19 protein-coding genes and 3 pseudogenes are annotated in these 17474 nt (G+C 58.2%); 21 read left to right on the forward strand and 1 reads right to left on the reverse strand.

Features of this window, described 5'->3' with window-relative positions; genetic code table 11:
• Positions 1-60: 60 nt before the first annotated feature.
• The 7 genes and pseudogenes from BN871_RS13315 to BN871_RS13340 form a co-directional block, all read left to right on the forward strand.
• Positions 61-873 (forward strand): annotated as a pseudogene (locus BN871_RS13315) (DUF2515 family protein); the annotation flags it as partial.
• A gap of 203 nt (positions 874-1076) precedes the next feature.
• Complete coding sequence (locus BN871_RS13320; RefSeq protein ID WP_048746618.1) at positions 1077-2849, forward strand: sensor histidine kinase; 1773 nt, start codon at positions 1077-1079, stop codon at positions 2847-2849.
• Between the two features lie 31 nt (positions 2850-2880).
• Positions 2881-3114 (forward strand): annotated as a pseudogene (locus BN871_RS30230) (response regulator); the annotation flags it as partial.
• 232 nt (positions 3115-3346) lie between these two features.
• Positions 3347-3646 (forward strand): annotated as a pseudogene (locus BN871_RS30235) (hypothetical protein); the annotation flags it as partial.
• 93 nt (positions 3647-3739) lie between these two features.
• Positions 3740-4168: a helix-turn-helix transcriptional regulator gene (locus tag BN871_RS13330; protein WP_021881979.1), complete on the forward strand. Its 429-nt coding sequence runs from the start codon at positions 3740-3742 to the stop codon at positions 4166-4168.
• Between the two features lie 28 nt (positions 4169-4196).
• Positions 4197-5534, forward strand: a complete 1338-nt coding sequence (locus BN871_RS13335; RefSeq protein ID WP_048746549.1) for an ABC transporter substrate-binding protein — start codon at positions 4197-4199, stop codon at positions 5532-5534.
• Positions 5535-5566: 32 nt separating this feature from the next.
• The gene (locus BN871_RS13340) at positions 5567-6265 is read left to right on the forward strand and encodes a GNAT family N-acetyltransferase (protein WP_048746551.1); all 699 of its coding nucleotides are present in this window, start codon (positions 5567-5569) and stop codon (positions 6263-6265) included.
• An 89-nt stretch (positions 6266-6354) separates the two neighbouring features.
• Here the strand turns inward: BN871_RS13340 and BN871_RS29050 are convergent, their stop codons facing one another.
• A complete protein-coding gene (locus BN871_RS29050; protein WP_021882580.1) occupies positions 6355-6480 on the reverse strand; it encodes a hypothetical protein in 126 nt (41 codons plus the stop codon).
• Positions 6481-6690: 210 nt separating this feature from the next.
• Here BN871_RS29050 and BN871_RS27710 point away from each other — a divergent pair, with 210 nt between their 5' ends.
• The 14 genes from BN871_RS27710 to BN871_RS13380 all read left to right on the forward strand — a co-directional run bounded on the left by BN871_RS27710 (position 6691) and on the right by BN871_RS13380 (position 17404).
• A complete protein-coding gene (locus tag BN871_RS27710; protein ID WP_121234964.1) occupies positions 6691-6786 on the forward strand; it encodes a YjcZ family sporulation protein in 96 nt (31 codons plus the stop codon).
• A 230-nt stretch (positions 6787-7016) separates the two neighbouring features.
• A complete protein-coding gene (locus BN871_RS26900) occupies positions 7017-7109 on the forward strand; it encodes a YjcZ family sporulation protein (RefSeq protein WP_083436430.1) in 93 nt (30 codons plus the stop codon).
• Positions 7110-7337: 228 nt separating this feature from the next.
• Positions 7338-7433, forward strand: a complete 96-nt coding sequence (locus BN871_RS27715) for a YjcZ family sporulation protein (RefSeq protein WP_121234964.1) — start codon at positions 7338-7340, stop codon at positions 7431-7433.
• 224 nt (positions 7434-7657) lie between these two features.
• Complete coding sequence (locus tag BN871_RS26905; protein ID WP_083436430.1) at positions 7658-7750, forward strand: YjcZ family sporulation protein; 93 nt, start codon at positions 7658-7660, stop codon at positions 7748-7750.
• A 225-nt stretch (positions 7751-7975) separates the two neighbouring features.
• A complete protein-coding gene (locus tag BN871_RS29055) occupies positions 7976-8074 on the forward strand; it encodes a YjcZ family sporulation protein (RefSeq protein WP_232313028.1) in 99 nt (32 codons plus the stop codon).
• A 197-nt stretch (positions 8075-8271) separates the two neighbouring features.
• Complete coding sequence (locus BN871_RS27720; protein WP_021879332.1) at positions 8272-8409, forward strand: hypothetical protein; 138 nt, start codon at positions 8272-8274, stop codon at positions 8407-8409.
• 201 nt (positions 8410-8610) lie between these two features.
• Positions 8611-9321, forward strand: a complete 711-nt coding sequence (locus BN871_RS13345; protein ID WP_083436431.1) for a G1 family glutamic endopeptidase — start codon at positions 8611-8613, stop codon at positions 9319-9321.
• 160 nt (positions 9322-9481) lie between these two features.
• A complete protein-coding gene (locus BN871_RS13350) occupies positions 9482-11326 on the forward strand; it encodes an ABC transporter substrate-binding protein (RefSeq protein ID WP_048746554.1) in 1845 nt (614 codons plus the stop codon).
• A 335-nt stretch (positions 11327-11661) separates the two neighbouring features.
• The gene (locus BN871_RS13355) at positions 11662-12672 is read left to right on the forward strand and encodes an ABC transporter permease (protein ID WP_048746555.1); all 1011 of its coding nucleotides are present in this window, start codon (positions 11662-11664) and stop codon (positions 12670-12672) included.
• A 233-nt stretch (positions 12673-12905) separates the two neighbouring features.
• Complete coding sequence (locus BN871_RS13360; protein WP_232313030.1) at positions 12906-13520, forward strand: ABC transporter permease; 615 nt, start codon at positions 12906-12908, stop codon at positions 13518-13520.
• Positions 13521-13628: 108 nt separating this feature from the next.
• Positions 13629-14045 carry an ATP-binding cassette domain-containing protein gene (locus BN871_RS29060; protein WP_269745426.1) on the forward strand — a complete coding sequence of 139 codons (417 nt, stop codon included), beginning with the start codon at positions 13629-13631 and terminating at the stop codon, positions 14043-14045.
• Positions 14042-14578, forward strand: coding sequence for an oligopeptide/dipeptide ABC transporter ATP-binding protein (locus tag BN871_RS29655; RefSeq protein ID WP_269745427.1), 537 nt, complete (start codon positions 14042-14044; stop codon positions 14576-14578). The genes BN871_RS29060 and BN871_RS29655 overlap by 4 nt, the downstream gene beginning before the upstream one ends.
• Positions 14559-15368, forward strand: a complete 810-nt coding sequence (locus tag BN871_RS13370) for an ABC transporter ATP-binding protein (protein WP_048746556.1) — start codon at positions 14559-14561, stop codon at positions 15366-15368. Before BN871_RS29655 ends, BN871_RS13370 begins: the two co-directional genes overlap by 20 nt.
• Positions 15369-16459: 1091 nt before the next feature.
• A complete protein-coding gene (locus BN871_RS13380) occupies positions 16460-17404 on the forward strand; it encodes an alpha/beta hydrolase (protein ID WP_048746620.1) in 945 nt (314 codons plus the stop codon).
• The last annotated feature ends 70 nt before the right edge of the window (positions 17405-17474 follow it).

The raw sequence follows: 17474 nt of genomic DNA on the forward strand, positions 1-17474 counted from the left end.
AGCCGATAAACAACCAAGGAACAACKGGCCGCAGCTCAGCCAGAGGGACAAAAGTATGCCCAGCTGCTTCTCTACGAGGAGAGCAGGCGAAGCGGGCGCAGCCTGCTGCATCTGCTGCCGGCGCTCGGAGTGTCGGCCTTCATGCGGCCTGTCTGGCAGCAGTTCCTCCGCACGGGCGATGCGGTGCCGCTGACGATCGGTCTGATCGTGAACGAGCAGAACTTCATCGAGAGCCGGGTCGTCCAGAACGCCTACTATCGGCGCAAGGTGCTGGGCACATTCTACTTCGGCATGCAGTCGGTGCTGCAGCTGAACCAGGTCGTGTTTCCTTACGGCCGGGACGAGAGCGGAGAACCGCTGCTCGCAGGGCTTATTCTCGAGGACTTCTCCGATCTCAAGGAGCGGATCGAGTTCGGCAAGCGGCTGTACGCGCTGCTGTTCGGAGTGCCCGGGGTGGCGGAGGGCGTCCTTGAGTTCGCCAAGAAAACCCGCCATACCGGGTCGCGGAGCGACTACGCCCCTGCGATGTACGCATCTGTACGACGCTCCCCGCCAACCGCCGCCTACCGGGAACGCCTCTCCGGCGGACGGCTGCGCGACGGCGCGGAGCCCCTCTACAGCCCGCCGCTCCAAGCGGCCTGGTCGGACCGTCCCGTCGATGATCCGGAGCCGGGGGACTGGTTTGCGGGCACCGCTTCCGTCCTGCCGTATTTCCGCGGCTTGCCGCTGCCGCATCCATTCGAGATGACGGCCGACTACCGCATCGCGCTCGGCAAGGTAGAGCTTGCCGTGCTTGCCGCGCAAGCAGCCGGTGCCGCGGCCAAGCCGGTTCCATGGACGACACCGTCCGCAGAGGAAGAGAGCATGGACTAGGTCGTCCAGCCGGCTCCGGATTGCATCCGGACCGGCTTTTTTTGTCTTGCCGGCATGCCGCGGGCATCCGACGAACGGCCGCTCGGGCAGCCGCAGCCGAAGCAATCACCTGTTCGCTTGGCGTCCGGAGGGCGATGTCGTATGATAAAAGCACAACCGAGATCAAGCTCTGCCATCCAATTCCAGCTTCGGGCGGTGAGACGATGGGAAGCAGACGGTTTTTCAGCCTCAGATCCAAAGTTCTGCTGTTCGCCGTGGCGGTGGCCGTTATTCCGCTTGTAATTGTAAGCGGTTTCTCGACCTTCGAATCGACGAAGCTCATTCAGAGCCAGGTCGCCCAGCTGAAGCTGGAAAGCGCGCGTGCCGTCTCCAGCCATCTCGACATGATGATGAACGACGTCAATACCATTTCCCTGAATCTCATCCAGAATCGGGATGTGTCCGCTTATCTGTCCTCGAAGGATCCTGCCGCCAGGCAAAAACAGCTCTCGCGCATCCTGTCCATCTGCAACGAGCAAGCCTTCAACAAACCTTATCTGTTTTCGATTTATTTGCAGGATCTCGCCGAAAAGGGCATTGACACCAGGGGCGCGCTCAACGCCATCCCTCCCGACCGCCTGCTTCGCGCCAAGGAACGGAAAGGAGGCGACAGCTGGTATCCCGACAGCGTCTACGTCCAGAACAAGGAAATCAAGGTCATCACGATGATCCGGGACATCCGGGATATCAACGATGTCGGCCGCTCGCTGGGCGTGCTTAAGATCAATATTCCGCAAAGCAGCATCCTGGAGCTGTACCGCAGCAGCATGCCGGGAGAGAGTCCGTTTTATTTGCTGGACGGAAGCCGGATCGTGCTCACCTCGGAGGAGTTTCATCCGGATGGAGGCAGCAGTCCTCCGCCGCTGCCGCCAGGAGGGCTCGGCTCCGCAAGCGAAGGGCAGTACGTCGCAGAGCTGGACGGAGAGAGCTATTTGGCGGTATACGACCGGATGAGCCGTCCGGACTGGCATATCGTGGAATTGACGCCGCTGCGGCAAATAGCGGAGCCTGCAGCGGTGATCCGGCGCTTCGCTTACGCCTCCATGCTGGCCAGCCTGGCCGTCTGCCTGGCCTTCATCCTCATCTTCGGATCCAAGGTGTTGAAGCCGCTGAAGAAAATCCGGGAGCTTATGCGCCATGTGGAGCGAGAAAACTTCGGCGGGCAGATGGAGGTGAAGGGCAGCGACGAGATCGCGCTGCTGTCGCATGGATTCAACCGGATGTCGCGCAAGCTGGATGAGTTGATCAACGAGGTCCATGTGTCGCGGATGAAGCAGAAGGATGCCGAGCTGAAGGCGCTCGAGGAGCAGATCAATCCCCATTTCCTCTACAATACGCTGGACATGATCTATTGGATGTGCCGGATGGAGCGCGCCTTCGAGACGTCGCTCATGATCAATTCCCTGTCCCAGCTGTTCCGGATCGGCCTGAACAGCGGCAGCCGCTTCACGACCGTCGAGAAGGAAGTCGAGCATATCCGCCATTACATGGCGATCCAGCAGAAGCGGCATGACGGCGGAATCCGGTTTCTGGAAGAGATCGATCCGTCCGTCCTTTCCTGCAAGGTGACGAAAATCGTGCTGCAGCCTCTCGTGGAAAATGCGGTCCGCCACGGCATCGAGCCGGGAGGCGGGGAGGGCAGGATCCGGCTGCGGATCTACCGCCAGGGAGCCGATCTTCTCTATGAGGTCGCCGATGACGGGGCCGGAGCGGATGAGCAGGAGATTCTCTCTCGGCTGGAAGCATGCGAGTCCGGCAAGGGAAACGGGAAGGAGGGAGGGCTTGGCTTGACGAATATCCGCGATCGGATCCGGCTGAACTACGGCACCGGCTATGGAATCGATTTCCGGAGCATTCCGGGGAAAGGCACAGTCGTTACCGTGCGCCAGCCATGCACAGAGGGGGAGGCTGTCCATGTTCAAGGTCATGCTGGTTGACGATGAGAAGATGGTGCGCAAAGGAATACGGATGTCCATCGATTGGCAGCGTTACGGCGTCGTAATCGCCTCCGAGGCGCGCGACGGCGCGGAAGCTCTGGAGAAGCTGCGGGAGGAGCCGGTCGACCTCATCCTCTCGGATATCCGGATGCCGGTCATGTCGGGCATCGAGCTGGCGCGCACCGTCAAGCAGCAGTATCCGGACGTGGAAATGGTGCTGCTGAGCGGTTATGAAGACTTTGCCTGCGCCAAGGAGGCGATGGCGCTCGGCATCCGGCATTACCTGCTCAAGCCGGTGCTGGCCGACAATCTGGTGGAGACCGTATCGGGACTGCGCGACGAGGAGAAGGAGCGCAGGCTCCGGCGGCAGGGAGAGCAGCTCAGGGGACAGCTGCTCCGGGCGAGCGCTCCTCTGCTTAAGTCGAGGCTGGGTCGCGGGGATGCTGGAAGGCAGGATCGGCCGGCAGGAGCTTCTCGAGCAGGCGCGGCTGCTGGGCATGGAGCTGGGAGGGCCTCCCTATGCCGTATTCGCGGCCGAAGTGGACGGCTACCGGCAGCTGCAGGAACGTCTCACTCCCTCGGAGCTGGACGCTTACGGATATGCCTTGCTGAACATCGCCGAGGAAACGCTCGCCGCAGCCCCGGGAAGCCCGGTCTGCATAACGGCGATCCGCCCTGGCAGGCTCGCAGGAATCCTCCCTATGCCGAGCGGGAAGCTTTCTTTGGATGCATTGGAACGGGTCGCGGCAAATGTCCATGCTTGTCTGGGCGTTTCCATTGCGGTTGGCGCCTCTCTGCCGGTCTGCGGTCTTGAGGACGCGGGACGAGGTTTCGTTGAAGCGCTGGCTGCCCTTCGCCAGAAGGCTGCTGCCGCCGGGGGAGGAGTCGCGGTGTATAAGAGCTCCCATCCGGAAGCTCGGCAGCCGGAAGATGCGCAGGCTGCACTTGCAAGCGAGGGGGATCAGCAGGCTTGCGCGGAGGAGACTGTCCGCAAGCCTTGCGCCGCGAGCCGCCTCGTCAAGGAAGTCATCCGCTTCGCCGCCGAGAACGGCGACAAGCCGATCGGATTGGCGGAAGCGGCCGACCATGCGGGAGTGACGGCAGCTCATCTAAGCAAGGTGTTCAAGGAAGAGACGGGAACGACCTTCATCAAGTGGCTGACGAGGCATCGGATGGAGGAAGCGCAGCGGATGCTGCGGGACAGCCGACTGAGGACGGCGGACATCGCCTGCAAGGTCGGCTACCAGGATTATAAGTACTTCTCGCTGATGTTCAAGAAGCATGCGGGGATGTCCCCTCGGGATTACCGCAGTCGATAGCCGCCAGAAGGCAGGGGGAGAGTCGTTCATGCTCAAGCGGATTGCGGCGGCGCTGCTGCTTGCGGTTCTCATACCGGCCGCCGCCGGCTGCAGGAGCGGTCCGTTGCCGCTGCCGTCTGCAGCCCCTGCTGCCGGGACGGGCGAGCCGCTGCGGATCGCGCTCACGGATTCCTGGCTGCCCACCTCTACGGCAGCCGTCGATGTCGTCCATCGCGAGCTGGTGGACCAGTTCCGCCGGGAGCATCCCGGCCTAGAGCTGAAGGAGGATGTGCTGGACAACAACGCCTTGAAGCTGAAAATCAAGACGCTCGCAGCCGGCAACGCGCTGCCCGACGTCTTCATGGTTCTCGGCTCGGATGCCCGGATGCTGCTCGGCAACGGCTTGATCCAGCCGGTGGACGACTTTCTGGCGGCCGATCCTTCCTGGGGCGGAGGATTCAGGCCCGAGGCCTTCGACGACTTCACCTTCGGCGGCAGGCGGGCAGCTGTCCCGATGCAGATTACGGCGACCTCGCTCGTATTCTACAACAGCCGCATGTTTCGGGAAGCGGGCTACGAGCATTTCCCGGGAAGCTGGGAGGAGCTCCTCCAGGCGCTGGAAACGATCAAGAAGCGCGGCTATACACCGATTTCGTTCGGCAACAGGGATGCCTGGGTAGGAGGCTCGTGCCTGTTCAGCACGCTGGCGGAGCGCTATGTCGGGGAAGCCTGGATCAATGATGCCGTAGCCGGAACCGCCGCATACACGGACGCCCCGTTCGTGGAGGCGCTTCGCGCCGTTCGCAGCTTGGCCGATCAAGGGCTGCTTAACGCCGACCGGGGAACGCTCGACAACGTGCAGCAGCGGGAGCTGTACTATCAGGGCAAAGCGGCGGTCGTGCTGGAGGGAGGCTGGGCCGTATCCTCGTTCGCCGCAGATGCGCCTCCGGCCATAGCAGCTGAGACCAGGCTGGCGCTGCTGCCCGCCGTACGGGCCGGGCAGGAAGGAGCCGGCCTTGCGGTATCCGGCGGTTCCGGCTGGGGACTTGCCTTCAAGGCCGGCCTGAGCGGGGACCGTCTTGAAGCCGCATTGGAGCTTGTGAAGCTGCTCACCGGCTCGGAACAGGCCAATCGGGCCGCCGAGAGCGGCGACTTGTCCGGCTCGTATCCGAACGAATACGACGAGAGCGCTTCGACGCCGCTGTTCCGGGAATATCTGTCCTTGATGCGGCAGGTCCGCCTGACGCCGGTATTCGATGTGCGGCTGCCCGCGGGCGTTACCGAGGCGATGTACGCCGGCATTCAGGAGCTGCTGCGGCCGGATTCGGAGCTGACGCCGGAGGCGCTGGCCGCCAGAATTCAATCAGCCGCAGACGCAGGAGGATAGATGCGCGCTTGAAGAAGGGGGGTTGCGGGACGATGAGGGGAAGAAGTGCGGATAGGATCGGCGATTATGAGCGGATGACGATTCAAGCGGAGATCTTGTTCAAGACGGATGGACGGGGAACGATGACCGCGGTCAATGAGCCGTCCGGTTCGGCGGCGCCGCTTATTTTCCTCGGCAGAACGGCGGAGGGAGACGTCGTCCGCTTCGGCGAGGATTTCCCGGACGGTCAGCGGGAGGCTTTTGACCGTGATTTCGGGAAAGGCCGGCCAGGGCTGGGGCTTGGAGAACTGATTCGGAGATGGAATGGGATCCGGGAGTTGACGTCGATCTGGATGGGGCCGGCTTATCTGTTCAGGAATCCTGTTCAGGCAGCGGGCGGAGCCATCCGCATTACGAGCGAGAACAGGAGCCTGCTTGATTCCGGATTTCCGGGCTTGGCCGAAGGACTGGAGGAACGCCAACCGGTTTTTGCCGTTGTCGAAGACGGGCTGGCCGTGTCGGTCTGCTTCAGCGCAAGAAAAGGCCTCCTTGGAGCGGAGGCCGGACTGGAGACGCTGCCGGGCCATCGAGGCCGGGGGCTCGCGATCCGGTGCGCGGAAGCCTGGGCCCAGGCGCTGCAGGCAGACGGCATGCTGCCATTTTACAGCACCTCATGGGACAACTTCGCTTCGCAGTCGGTCGCACGCAAGCTGGGCCTGCATGCATACGGCGTGGATATCCACGTTCGTTAGAGCCTTCAAGTCTCGGCGTAGAAAGGAATCAAAAAAGAGGACCCGCGGGGGTCCTCTTTTGCCTTAGAAAATGACATTCCGTACTAGTACTAGCAAAGGAACGCGCGCGTAATGATGACGAGCAGAATGAAGAGGACCAGGATTGCTGCCGTGCTCATTCCAAATCCGCCGTAACCGCAGCCTACGCCTTCTCCGCCGACGACTCCATAAGACATTTGTCATTTCTCCCTTCGGTAGACTGCGATATCCTATGCCTGCCGTTCCGGTTATGGCTGGACTCCGGGAGAAATGGGCGTGAAAATGGGCCCTTCCGCTTGAGGAGATCACGCCGACCCTAGCATAAGCACAAATATACCTCCCGTCCAAACATCGCTGCCGGTAGATACATAAGGTAGGGTAGACTCAAGTGAAGGGGGAAATGGAAGATGTCTGAAGTCGGCCACGTCAAATCGATCAGCACAGCCGCTGTTCTGGTCCTGTTCATTCTGCTGGTCATCGTAAGCGCCTCTTTCCTGTACTAATCAGGTAAAATCAGCTTTCCACATGAAGACGCGGAACGAAAGCTTCCGCGTTTTTTCATTTTCATTTTCCGTTTCCGTTTCGGCATGGCGGACGGGACGTCCCGATTCCCCGGCAGCGGTCTATAAAACTGCGGAATACCCTAGCATAAGCACAAATATTCCTCCCGTCCAAACGTCGTGCATGGGAGATACATAAGGTAGAGTAGCAAGAACGAAAGGGGAAATGAAAAATGTCCGAATATGGTCATGGCAGACTCAGCACAGGCGCCATTCTGGTCCTGTTCATCCTGCTGGTCATCGTAACCGCATCTTTCCTGTACTAATCAGGTAAAAATCAGCTTTCCACATGAAGACGCGGAACGAAAGCTTCCGCGTTTTTTCATTTTCCGTTTCCATTTCAGCATGGCGGCTGCGCCGTCCCGCCCCCCCCCTGCAGCTGTCTATAAAACTGCGGAATACCCTAGCATAAGCACAAATATACTTCCCGTCCAAACATCGCTGCCGGTAAATACATAAGGTAGGGTAGACTCAAGTGAAGGGGGAAATGGAAGATGTCTGAAGTCGGCCACGTCAAATCGATCAGCACAGCCGCTGTTCTGGTCCTGTTCATTCTGCTGGTCATCGTAAGCGCCTCTTTCCTGTACTAATCAGGTAAAAATCAGCTTTCCACATGAAGACGCGGAGCGAAAGCTTCCGCGTTTTTTCATTTTCCGTTTCCGTTTCGGCATGGCGGACGGGACGTCCGATTCCCCTGCAGCGGTCTACAAAACTGCGGAATACCCTATCATAAGCACAAATATTCCTCCCGTCCAAACGTCGTGCATGGGAGATACATAAGGTAGAGTAGCAAGAACGAAAGGGGAAATGAAAAATGTCCGAATATGGTCATGGCAGACTCAGCACAGGCGCCATCCTGGTCCTGTTCATCCTGCTGGTCATCGTAACCGCATCTTTCCTGTACTAGTTCAAGGAGCGGATGAGGGCGCATGGGGAGACGCGGAAGGCGAATTCCGCGTCTTTTTCATTTCGGTTCAGGCTTCCGCCTTGCTCCGGATCGCCGTGCAGGAGGGGACGGCTGTCTATGAATCTGCCGGCTCCCCTAGCATAAGCACAATTATACTTCCCGTCCAAACGTCGCGTCCGGGAGATACATAACGTAGAGTAGAACTTGTGAAAGGGGTTTTGAATCATGTCGGAAGCTGGCTATGGCAATGCTTACTCCAGCACAGGCGCCATCCTGGTCCTGTATGTGCTTCTCGTCATCGTCGTTAGTTCTTTCATGTACTGATCCGGTTCAAAAGGGTGCTTCAAAGGAACAGGCGCGGAATGCTAGATTCCGCGTCTTTTTGATTTGGTTCCGATGCATACGGTCCATCCGGGCACCCGGCTGCCGCTGCCTCTGTTGGACGATTCAAGGGAGATGCTCAAGCATGCGGGCAGCGACCGCATCAGCCTCTCGTTGGCGCTCAAGGATGGAACCTCTTCATGATCGGCTTCTATACAGGCAACAACAGCTTTTCGGCTGGCGCCTACGGTACCGAAGAGCTGAAAAGGCTCCCTGTCGGCGAACGGCAGCGGATCAAGAAAGCAGCCGGAATGTACATTTTTTTCGTGGAGCCGTGAGGGACGGAGCTTCAGCTCCGGCGCATTGAGCGGGGGCTATTTGCCGTTTTCGGGAAGGGAGCGACTGTCCTTCATTCGGTTGGCGCAACTAAGCCTCCATAGCATTTCTTTGGCTTGATTGCGATGGCAGCCGGATGCCCATGCACGCCTTCTGCCCGATGCATAGTTGATATAGCATCTCCCTCAAAAGGCTGTGAACAGATGCCCGATCGGTTATCCCAACGAATGAAAGCCGCTTGCCGCGGCAAAAAAATTTCGCCTGTCCTCGCTAACGCAGGCTGGACCTCGTCGAACTGGAGCGGGTACGCGGCAACCGGCAGCAAAGGCGCGTTCCGAAGCATCTCCGCTTCCTGGAGCGTGCCGCTCGTGCTGCCCTCGGCGCGATCCTCGTATTCCTCCGCCTGGATCGGCATCGACGGCTACAACAACAGCTGCCTGATCCAGACCGGAACCGAGCATGAGTACGTGAACGGCAAAGCGAACTATTACGCCTGGTGGGAAATACTGCCTCAGGCCGAGACGAGGATCAAGCTGCCGGTATGTCCCGGAGACCTCATCGAGGCTTCCATCGTCAAGCTGACCCTGTCCAAATGGCTCATCCGGCTACGCAACGCCACCCGCGGCTGGCTGTTCCGGACCGTTCAGGCTTATAAGGGGCCGCAGACGTCGGCGGAGTGGATTGTAGAAGCTCCGGCCATCGGCGGAGTCATCACCCGTATGGCCCGCTTGACCCCGGCAGCTTTCCGCCGCTGCCGTCTCAACGGCCGCAATCCGAAGCTGACTGTGGCGGAGCGGGGCATCATGGTTCAGAAAGGCCTTGTCACGGCGGTTTCTTGCCGTCCGAACCGCGCCGGGGACGCATTCCTTGTCCGCAGCGTTCGCCTGCGCATCCCGGCGGCCGACGTTTCCTGAGATCCGCAGCCGCAGATCGGAGGCTCTACCCCAAAAAAATAGATATAATCCCAAAACTGCCACCATTTACGGTCCTTCGAGGCCGTTTTATACTTGTTTATGTAAACGCTTACTTAAGGGAAAGGCATCCAATTTAGTTGAGGAATGGGGAGAGGAAGCCATGAAGCGTAAAGCGCTAGCCTTAACGTTCGCCTCGGTCATGATGACGGGGTCGCTGCTGGCCGCATGCAGCAATTCCACGCCGCCGCCAACGAGCGCGGCGAACACCGGAGGAACGGAGGCGACCAAGGAGCCGGCCGCGAGCGCCGATCCTTCGGCCAGCCCGCAGCCGACCGCGAGCACGGACAGTTCCGGCGGAGCCAAGGAAACGCCGCGCAACGAGACGCTCTATATCAACGGCCTGCAATGGGGAGCGCCGACCAACTTCAACCTGCTGAGCGGCAACCCGGCTTTTCCGATCAACTACGGCAACTCCCGCGAGCTCGTGTATGAAACGCTGTTCATGATCAACATGATCGACGGAAAGCTCGAGCCTCTCCTCGGCAAGTCGTACAGCTGGACGGACGACAAGACGCTGCGCATCGAGCTGAACCCCGACGCCAAGTGGAGCGACGGCCAGCCTTTTACTTCCGATGATGTCGTGTATACCTATGGCCTCGGCAAAAAATACGAGCTCAACTGGTCCAGCTACTGGGATTACATCCAGGATGTCAAGGCGGACGGAGCGAATGCGGTCGTCATCAGCCTGAACCCCGCCAACGCCAACAAACTGACCGTAACCGAGAGCATCGAGCTGATGCCGATGCTGCCGAAGCATATATGGGAAGGCGTCGAGACAAAGTCGAACAACGACCTGGCGACGATCCGCAAGGAAATGAACGCCGACCCGGTCGGCACCGGGCCTTACAAGCTCATGTTCTACAACGACCAGAAGATCACGCTCATCCGCGACGACAACTATTGGGGCCAGAAGCTGTTCGGCAAGCTGCCCGCTCCGAAATATATCACGCATGTCATCTACAAGGACAACGCGGCCGGAGACCTGGCGTTCAAGAGCGGCCAGGTGGACGTCTCGCAGCAGTTCACGCCGCAAGTGTGGAAGATGCAGGAGAAAGCTCCGATCAAGACGTTCTTGAAGGATGCGCCTTACTATTTGCCGGGATCGATGCCATCCATCTTCTTCAATATGTCGAAAAAGGGCCTGGATTCGCCGGAAGTCCGCAAAGCGATCGCGATGTCCATCGACTACAAGAAAGTGTCGCAGCTGGCCATGAGCGGCTATTCGGGCGACATGAAGCCTTCGCTGACGCTCGATACGCCATCGGAGTCCAAGTTCGTCGACCAGGACGCCATCAAGCCGCTGCAGTGGACGACGGACACCAAAGCCGCGAACGCGCTGCTCGACAGCATCGGAGCGAAGAAGGGCAAGGACGGCATCCGTGTGCTGAACGGCCAGCGTCTCGGTCCGTACGAAGTCGAGTGCCCGTACGGCTGGTCCGACTGGAACGCCGCGCTGGAGATCGTCGCCCAGAGCGCCAAGGCGATCGGCATCGAAATTCGTACGAAGTTCCCTGAAGCTCCGGTCTGGACGAACGACCTGCAGACCGGCAAGTTCGACATCATCATGAACACGCCGGCCGGCAATGTGACGCCAAGCAACCCGTGGAGCCGCGCCCGCACGATCATGTATTCCAAAGGCGTAGCGCCGGCCGGCGAGATGGCGTTCTGGAACTGGGGCCGCTATAAAAACGACAAGGCTGATGAGCTGATCGACAAGATCCCGACCGCATCCGAAGCCGACGCCAAGAAGATGTACACGGAGCTGACGCAAATCTGGCTGAAGGACGTCCCGTCCATTCCGCTGATGTACCGTCCGTGGGTGTTCTACACCGTGAACGAGTCGGTCTGGAAGGGCTTCCCGGTCGACGGGGACGGCAGCAACATTCCGCCGCAGATCGCGATAGACGGGGCGGGCATCAAGGCTCTGTATAAAATCACGAACTGACTTCGCTGGCAAGGCGGCCGCTGCGCGTGCCGATCTCTCTTCCGATCGCGGTTGAACTCGGATGCTCTCGATCGCTTGACCCCTTGCAGGGTAAGCATCCTCGATCAAAGGCGAACGCGCTGCTTCTCCAGAGAGATTCGGCCCGCTGCTCCGGGCAGCCGAACCGAACCGCCGCTGCGCGGATAGTCGAACCGAACCGCCGCGGCCATCTCCGCTTCCGGGCACGCGTGGACTCGGAAGCTTGCACGGCTATGCCTCGACCGCAATCATTGCCTCGCAACCACAGGGCCGCCGCGTATGCGGCCGGCCCTTCTCCTTAAAGGAAGGTGAAGCTCTTGAATGCCTATGCCCGCTATTTCCTGAAGAAGTCCGGCTGGTATCTCGTCACGCTGCTGATCGCGCTGATTCTTAATTTCCTGCTGCCGAGACTCATCGAGGGCAACCCGGTCAGCACGATCGCTTCCCAGGTGTCGCAGGGAATGACGGACAGCGATTCCATCAAGAAGGTGTACGACAACTTCATGAAGGAGTTCGGGGTGGACAAACCGCTCCTCGCGCAGTTCGGCATTTACCTCAAGAAGCTTGTCACCGGCGATCTCGGAACATCCTTCGGCCTGTATCCGCGCAAGGTATCCGACATCCTGATGGCCGCCGTCCCCTGGACGGTCGCGCTTCAGCTGCCCGCCATCCTCGTCGGCTGGATCATCGGCAACGTGCTCGGCGCGGTGGCCGCCTACCGCAAGGGCGTCTTCGACAAGGTGCTTTTCCCGGCGGCGCTGTTCGTAAATTCCATCCCTTTTTTCACCCTCGCCATCATCATGCTGTACCTGCTCGCGATCACGCTCAAGTGGTTTCCGATGTCCGGAGGCTACGATTATCAGATGGTGCCGCATTTCAGCCTCGACTTCATCCTCTCGGTGCTCCGCCACCACACGCTGCCGTTCCTCTCGATCGTGCTCGTCACGATCGGCGGCCAGGCGATCGGCATGAGAGAGATGAGCATCTACGAGCTGAACTCCGACTATGTGCTGTACAGCAAGCTGCTCGGCATCCGCGATTCGCGCGTGGCGCGTTATGTGTTCAAAAACGCCATGCTGCCGCAGATTACAGGCCTTGCCCTGTCCATCGGCACGATGGTCGGCGGCTCGCTCATCTGCGAGATCGTCTTCAGCTACCCCGGCATCGGCACCTGGCTGTTCACGGCCATCCGGCAGCTGGATTACCCGCTCATCTCCGGCTGCACGCTGCTGATCGCGCTGACGGTGCTGCTGGCGAACTTCACGATCGAGATCGTCTACGGCATCGTCGATCCCCGCATTAAGGCGTCCCAAATGGAGGAGAACTGAGATGAAGCATTCCGCCGGCATTCTGATCCGTTCGCCCAAGTTCATGTTCGGCGCCATCATGCTGCTGCTGATGGTCGCTCTTGTCGTCATCGTACCGCTGATCAACCGGGCCGATCCGCTGTCGATGGAGGCGCTGGCGTTCCAGCCTCCGGGCGGGGGGGCTGCTGCTCGGCTCCGACAACTTCGGCCGCGACCTGTTCCTGGAGCTCGTCTACGGCATCCGCACCTCCATCATGGTCGGCCTCGTCGCGGGCGTCTTCGCCACGATCATCGGTCTGGCGATCGGGCTGCTGTGCGGATACGCCGGGGGCTTTCTCGACAACATCCTGACCGCGGTGACGAACATGTTCATCGTCATCCCGTCGTTCATCATCCTGATCCTGATCTCCGTCAGCATCAACTCCCGCAGCTCGCTGCTCGTCGCCCTGATCATCGGCCTTACGAGCTGGCCGTGGACCGCGCGGGCGGTGCGCGCCCAGACGAGCTCGCTGAGGAACCGGGATCATGTCAATCTGGCCAAAATATCCGGACACAGCACGCCGAAGATCATCGTCTTCGAAATTCTGCCGTATATCGCTTCCTACGTCGTCATGGCCTTCATCCTCCAGGTCGCTTCCGGCATCCTGTCGGAGGCTTCCATTTCCATGCTCGGCCTGGGGCCGTACAACACGATCTCGCTCGGCATCATCATGAACTGGGCGCTCGTCTTCGAAGCTCCGGTCGCCGGGGCGTGGTGGGCGTTCATCCCGGCCGCCTTCTCGATCGCCGTCATCACCTTCTCGCTGTACATGATCAACACCGGCATGGACGAGATCTTCAATCCGAAAATCAGGAGTGAGCGCGCATGAGCCGGAAGCTGGCGGACCCTGCAACCCGAACTTGCCCCCGAGCCCCTGCGGCGCGTACTGGAGGTCGAAGGGCTCAAGACGTACTATCGGACGCGTCTGAACGAAAAGGTGTTCGCCGTCGACGGCGTCGACTTCGCGCTCGAGGAGGGCAAGGCGCTCGGCATCGCCGGCGAGTCCGGCTGCGGCAAGTCGACGCTGTCGATGAGCCTGATGGGCTTTTATTTCCCGCCTCTCTATTACGGAGAAGGCTCGATCTCCATAGGCGGCATCGACATCATGAAGCTCGGCAAGGAGAGGCTGCGCAAGCAGATTCTCGGCCGGGAAATCGCCTATATTCCGCAGGCCGCGATGAACGCGCTCAATCCGACGCTGAAGATCATCCGCTTCATCGAGGATCTCATGAAGGAGCATCAGCCGAAGCTGACGAAGCCGCAGGTGAGGGCGATGGCGGAGGAGAGATTCCGCACGCTGCATCTCGCTCCGGAGGTGCTGGACGCTATCCGAGCGAGCTGTCTGGCGGCATGAAGCAGCGGACCGTCATCGCCATCTCGACGATCCTCAATCCAAAGGTGCTCGTGGCCGACGAGCCGACCTCAGCGCTCGACGTCACCTCGCAGAAGGCGGTCATCCGCCTGCTCAAGGAGCTGCTGGACAAGAAGTTCATCCGTTCCCTCATCTTCATCACGCATGAGCTGCCGCTGCTCTACCATGTGACGGACGACATCATGGTCATGTACGCGGGCGAGATCGTCGAGCGGGGCACGGCGCAGCAGATGGTGTTCGACCCTGTCCATCCTTATACCAAGCGGCTGATGGGCTCCATCATCGTCCCCGAGGAAGGCATGAAGGACCACAAGCTGTCGGCCATTCCCGGGGCTCCGCCCAACCTCAAGAACGTGCCGGAAGGCTGCCGCTTCGCGGAGCGCTGCGACTTCGCGCGGGAGGAATGCCGCAGCGGCAAGATTCCGATGCGCGTGGAGGCCGGCAGGACATACCGCTGCATATTCGGCGTGGATACCTTGAAGGAGTGCTATGCGGATGAAGAAGTTCAGCGATAAGGACATTCTGCTCGCCGGAGTCGGCGTCACCAAGGTGTTCGGCTACGGCAAGAAGAAAAAGACGGCCGTGCGTGAGGTGGACTTCGCCTTCCACAAGGGCGAGATCATCTCCATCGTCGGGGAGAGCGGCAGCGGCAAGACGACGCTCGCCAAGATGCTGCTCGGCCTGCTCAAGGAAACGAACGGCAGGATCGAATACGAGGGGGCTCCGAGACGGCTCAAGGGGCATAAGGAGCGCCGGAACTACTGGAAGGACATCCAGGCGATTTTCCAGGATCCGTTTTCCTCGTTCAATATGTTCCACCGGGTGGAGAAGCTGCTGCGCGACTGCATCGCCCTGCAAAGCCTGGAGCTGAGCAAGGAGGAGGAGCGCCGGAGAATGATCGATGCCTGCTCGTTCGTCAACCTGAAGTTCGACGAGCTGTACAACAAGTACCCGTTCGAGCTGTCCGGAGGCCAGATGCAGAGGCTCATGATTGCCCGCATCTTCATGATGCGGCCGCGCATCCTGATCGCCGACGAGCCGACATCGATGATCGACGCGTGCTCCCGCTCCACCATTCTCGACATGCTCATGAAGCTGCGGGAGGAGAACGGGATGACGATCATTTTCATCACGCATGACGTCGGGCTGGCCTACTATGTCAGCGATACGCTTTATATTATGGAAAAGGGGCGCATCGTGGAAAAGGGGCCGGCGGAGAGGGTCATCCTGCAGCCGCAGCATGTCTATACGCAGCAGCTCATCGCCGATGTGCCGAAAATCCATGAGGAATGGAACCTGGCATAGAAAGCGGCAGAAAAAAAGCCATTTCGACCTGAAAAGGTCCGAATTGGCTTTTTTTTGCTGAAAAAGCAAAGCAAAAAGCAAGAGCAGAGGGAAGCTTCCGAATCCATTCCATCGGTATCTTTCTCACTGCATAGACACAAAGGCGGACGCGGCTGCAGGGAGCAGGGCAAGAACGCCTGCGGTCAGGAGGGCATAGGTGGGGGAACGGAGCGGATGCCCTGGACCTGCTTAGCCTAGAGTGCCCAAAATTGAACAACATGTCGGAACAGGCCCATAATCCGCACAAAATGGCGAGGAATGTGCACATCGTCAGCACGAAGCTCCTCCGGCAAACAGTCGCCAGTTCGTCCATTAAAGCAAAATAGCGGATGACCCTGTTAGTGCGTAGTGTTTGTAGTTTAGTCAATGCCGCTTTTCTGAGGCAGCAAAGCGGGGAGGAATCTACCTTGAGCACAAGTTGATCGCTATTGATTAGAGTAACTCTAACATAATTTGCTATAAGAGCTTACATAGAATCAAATACAATCCTTTACCTATAAGGCCTGGATGCATGGAATTGACTTAGAGGTACTTTAACCCGGTAAGCTAATGTAGAAACAATAAGAAATTACTCGAAGGAGATAATTCCATGACAAAAACGGTATGAAGCTAATGTAGAAACAAAAAGAAATTACTCGAAGGAGCCCGTTTATTGACAAAAACGGATGTTCGACAGGAATAGGAATTCTTACAGCAAGGAAGTCTTCGGTACGATGAACGTCATTCAGGCGTTTACCTCTTATTTCCGCGGGCAGGCGGTTGAACCATCATGCAGATGAGAACCAGGTTGCCGGCCGGATTTAAGCTGCAGCCAACGATGAGTCTGTCCGGTTCCGTTTTCTTTCAAGTCCGGATGTGGAAAAAAACGGCCAGACTGAGTCGGACCACATCGGAAGAAACGTTACAGGACGACCCTGCGGGAACTGTTAGGGCAAAAAGCATGGAAATATAGTACATAAAAGGATGAATGGCGGAACTTTAAAACTTGAGAAGCAAAGATATTGAAAGAGGAGAAAAATAAAGCTGAAGTTAAGCAGAAGGATGAGTGGATGATGGAGAACAAACTAAACCCGGAAATTAAAGAAATGTTTTCTTATTTGCCAGAAGTCATTTATACCCGAGAGAACTTAAATGCCAAAAGGAACGAAATGAATGAGATGTTTGCTGGTATAGCTGCAACGTTGCCCGCTAATGATGCTGTTTTAACATCAGAGAAACATGTTCCTGGAGCAGAGGGGGATCCAGATGTTCGGATCAAAATTTACGAACCAAGAGTGAAGGAAGAAACGCTGCCCGGTGTTCTGTATCTTCATGGCGGCGGCTATATCCTTGGATCTGCTGATATGATGGACCCTACTTTGCAGCAACTGGTATCCGAACTCGATTGTGTCATCGTTTCAGTGGATTATCGGCTGGCTCCAGAACATCCTTATCCAGCTCCACTTGATGATTGCTATGCTGCACTCATATGGTTCTCTAAAAATGCTGAAGAGCTGGGTGTTGATTCATCCAGAATCGCAGTAATCGGTCCCAGTGCCGGAGGTGGATTAACGGCTGCCGTCTCCCTTTTGGCAAGAGATCGCAAGGGGCCTGCAATAGCATTCCAAATGCCTCTCTACCCCATGATTGATGATCGGATGACTTCGAAGTCCTTCAATCAAATCACAGATCGAAGAGTATGGAATGATGAGAAAACCCAATTTGGATGGAAAATGTATCTAGGGGATTTAGATGAAGGAACCCAATACGCTGCTCCTGCACGAGCAACCGATTTGTCAGGACTTCCACCCACATACACCTGTGTTGGTGACTTGGATCCATTTCGCGATGAAACAATCGATTATGTAACAAGGCTGACGCAGGCGGGGGTGCCGACAGAGTTTCATCTATACCCTGGAGGTTTTCACGGCTTTGAAGAATACTTTCCTACTGCTGAAATCAGCCGGAGAGTTGTAGACGGATATAAAACGGCTTTAAAGCGTGCCCTACACAAATGATCGTTGATTCACGCTCGCCAGTCTGCATTCATCACGTTGCAGTTTGTGTTTTCTGTCGGCCTCAGAATGT

This window comes from Paenibacillus sp. P22, assembly GCF_000469945.2.
GTDB classification, from domain to species: Bacteria; Bacillota; Bacilli; order Paenibacillales; family Paenibacillaceae; genus Paenibacillus_O; species Paenibacillus_O humicus.

Coding starts and splice junctions, on each gene's coding strand:
- BN871_RS13320 (WP_048746618.1), top strand. CDS start 1,077: ATGGGAAGCAGACGGTTTTTCAGCCTCAGATCCAAAGTTCTGCTGTTC.
- BN871_RS13335 (WP_048746549.1), top strand. CDS start 4,197: ATGCTCAAGCGGATTGCGGCGGCGCTGCTGCTTGCGGTTCTCATACCG.
- BN871_RS13340 (WP_048746551.1), top strand. CDS start 5,567: ATGAGGGGAAGAAGTGCGGATAGGATCGGCGATTATGAGCGGATGACG.
- BN871_RS29050 (WP_021882580.1), bottom strand. CDS start 6,480: ATGTCTTATGGAGTCGTCGGCGGAGAAGGCGTAGGCTGCGGTTACGGC.
- BN871_RS27710 (WP_121234964.1), top strand. CDS start 6,691: ATGTCTGAAGTCGGCCACGTCAAATCGATCAGCACAGCCGCTGTTCTG.
- BN871_RS26900 (WP_083436430.1), top strand. CDS start 7,017: ATGTCCGAATATGGTCATGGCAGACTCAGCACAGGCGCCATTCTGGTC.
- BN871_RS27715 (WP_121234964.1), top strand. CDS start 7,338: ATGTCTGAAGTCGGCCACGTCAAATCGATCAGCACAGCCGCTGTTCTG.
- BN871_RS26905 (WP_083436430.1), top strand. CDS start 7,658: ATGTCCGAATATGGTCATGGCAGACTCAGCACAGGCGCCATCCTGGTC.
- BN871_RS29055 (WP_232313028.1), top strand. CDS start 7,976: ATGTCGGAAGCTGGCTATGGCAATGCTTACTCCAGCACAGGCGCCATC.
- BN871_RS27720 (WP_021879332.1), top strand. CDS start 8,272: ATGATCGGCTTCTATACAGGCAACAACAGCTTTTCGGCTGGCGCCTAC.
- BN871_RS13345 (WP_083436431.1), top strand. CDS start 8,611: ATGCCCGATCGGTTATCCCAACGAATGAAAGCCGCTTGCCGCGGCAAA.
- BN871_RS13350 (WP_048746554.1), top strand. CDS start 9,482: ATGAAGCGTAAAGCGCTAGCCTTAACGTTCGCCTCGGTCATGATGACG.
- BN871_RS13360 (WP_232313030.1), top strand. CDS start 12,906: ATGGTCGGCCTCGTCGCGGGCGTCTTCGCCACGATCATCGGTCTGGCG.
- BN871_RS29655 (WP_269745427.1), top strand. CDS start 14,042: ATGAAGCAGCGGACCGTCATCGCCATCTCGACGATCCTCAATCCAAAG.
- BN871_RS13370 (WP_048746556.1), top strand. CDS start 14,559: ATGAAGAAGTTCAGCGATAAGGACATTCTGCTCGCCGGAGTCGGCGTC.
- BN871_RS13380 (WP_048746620.1), top strand. CDS start 16,460: ATGGAGAACAAACTAAACCCGGAAATTAAAGAAATGTTTTCTTATTTG.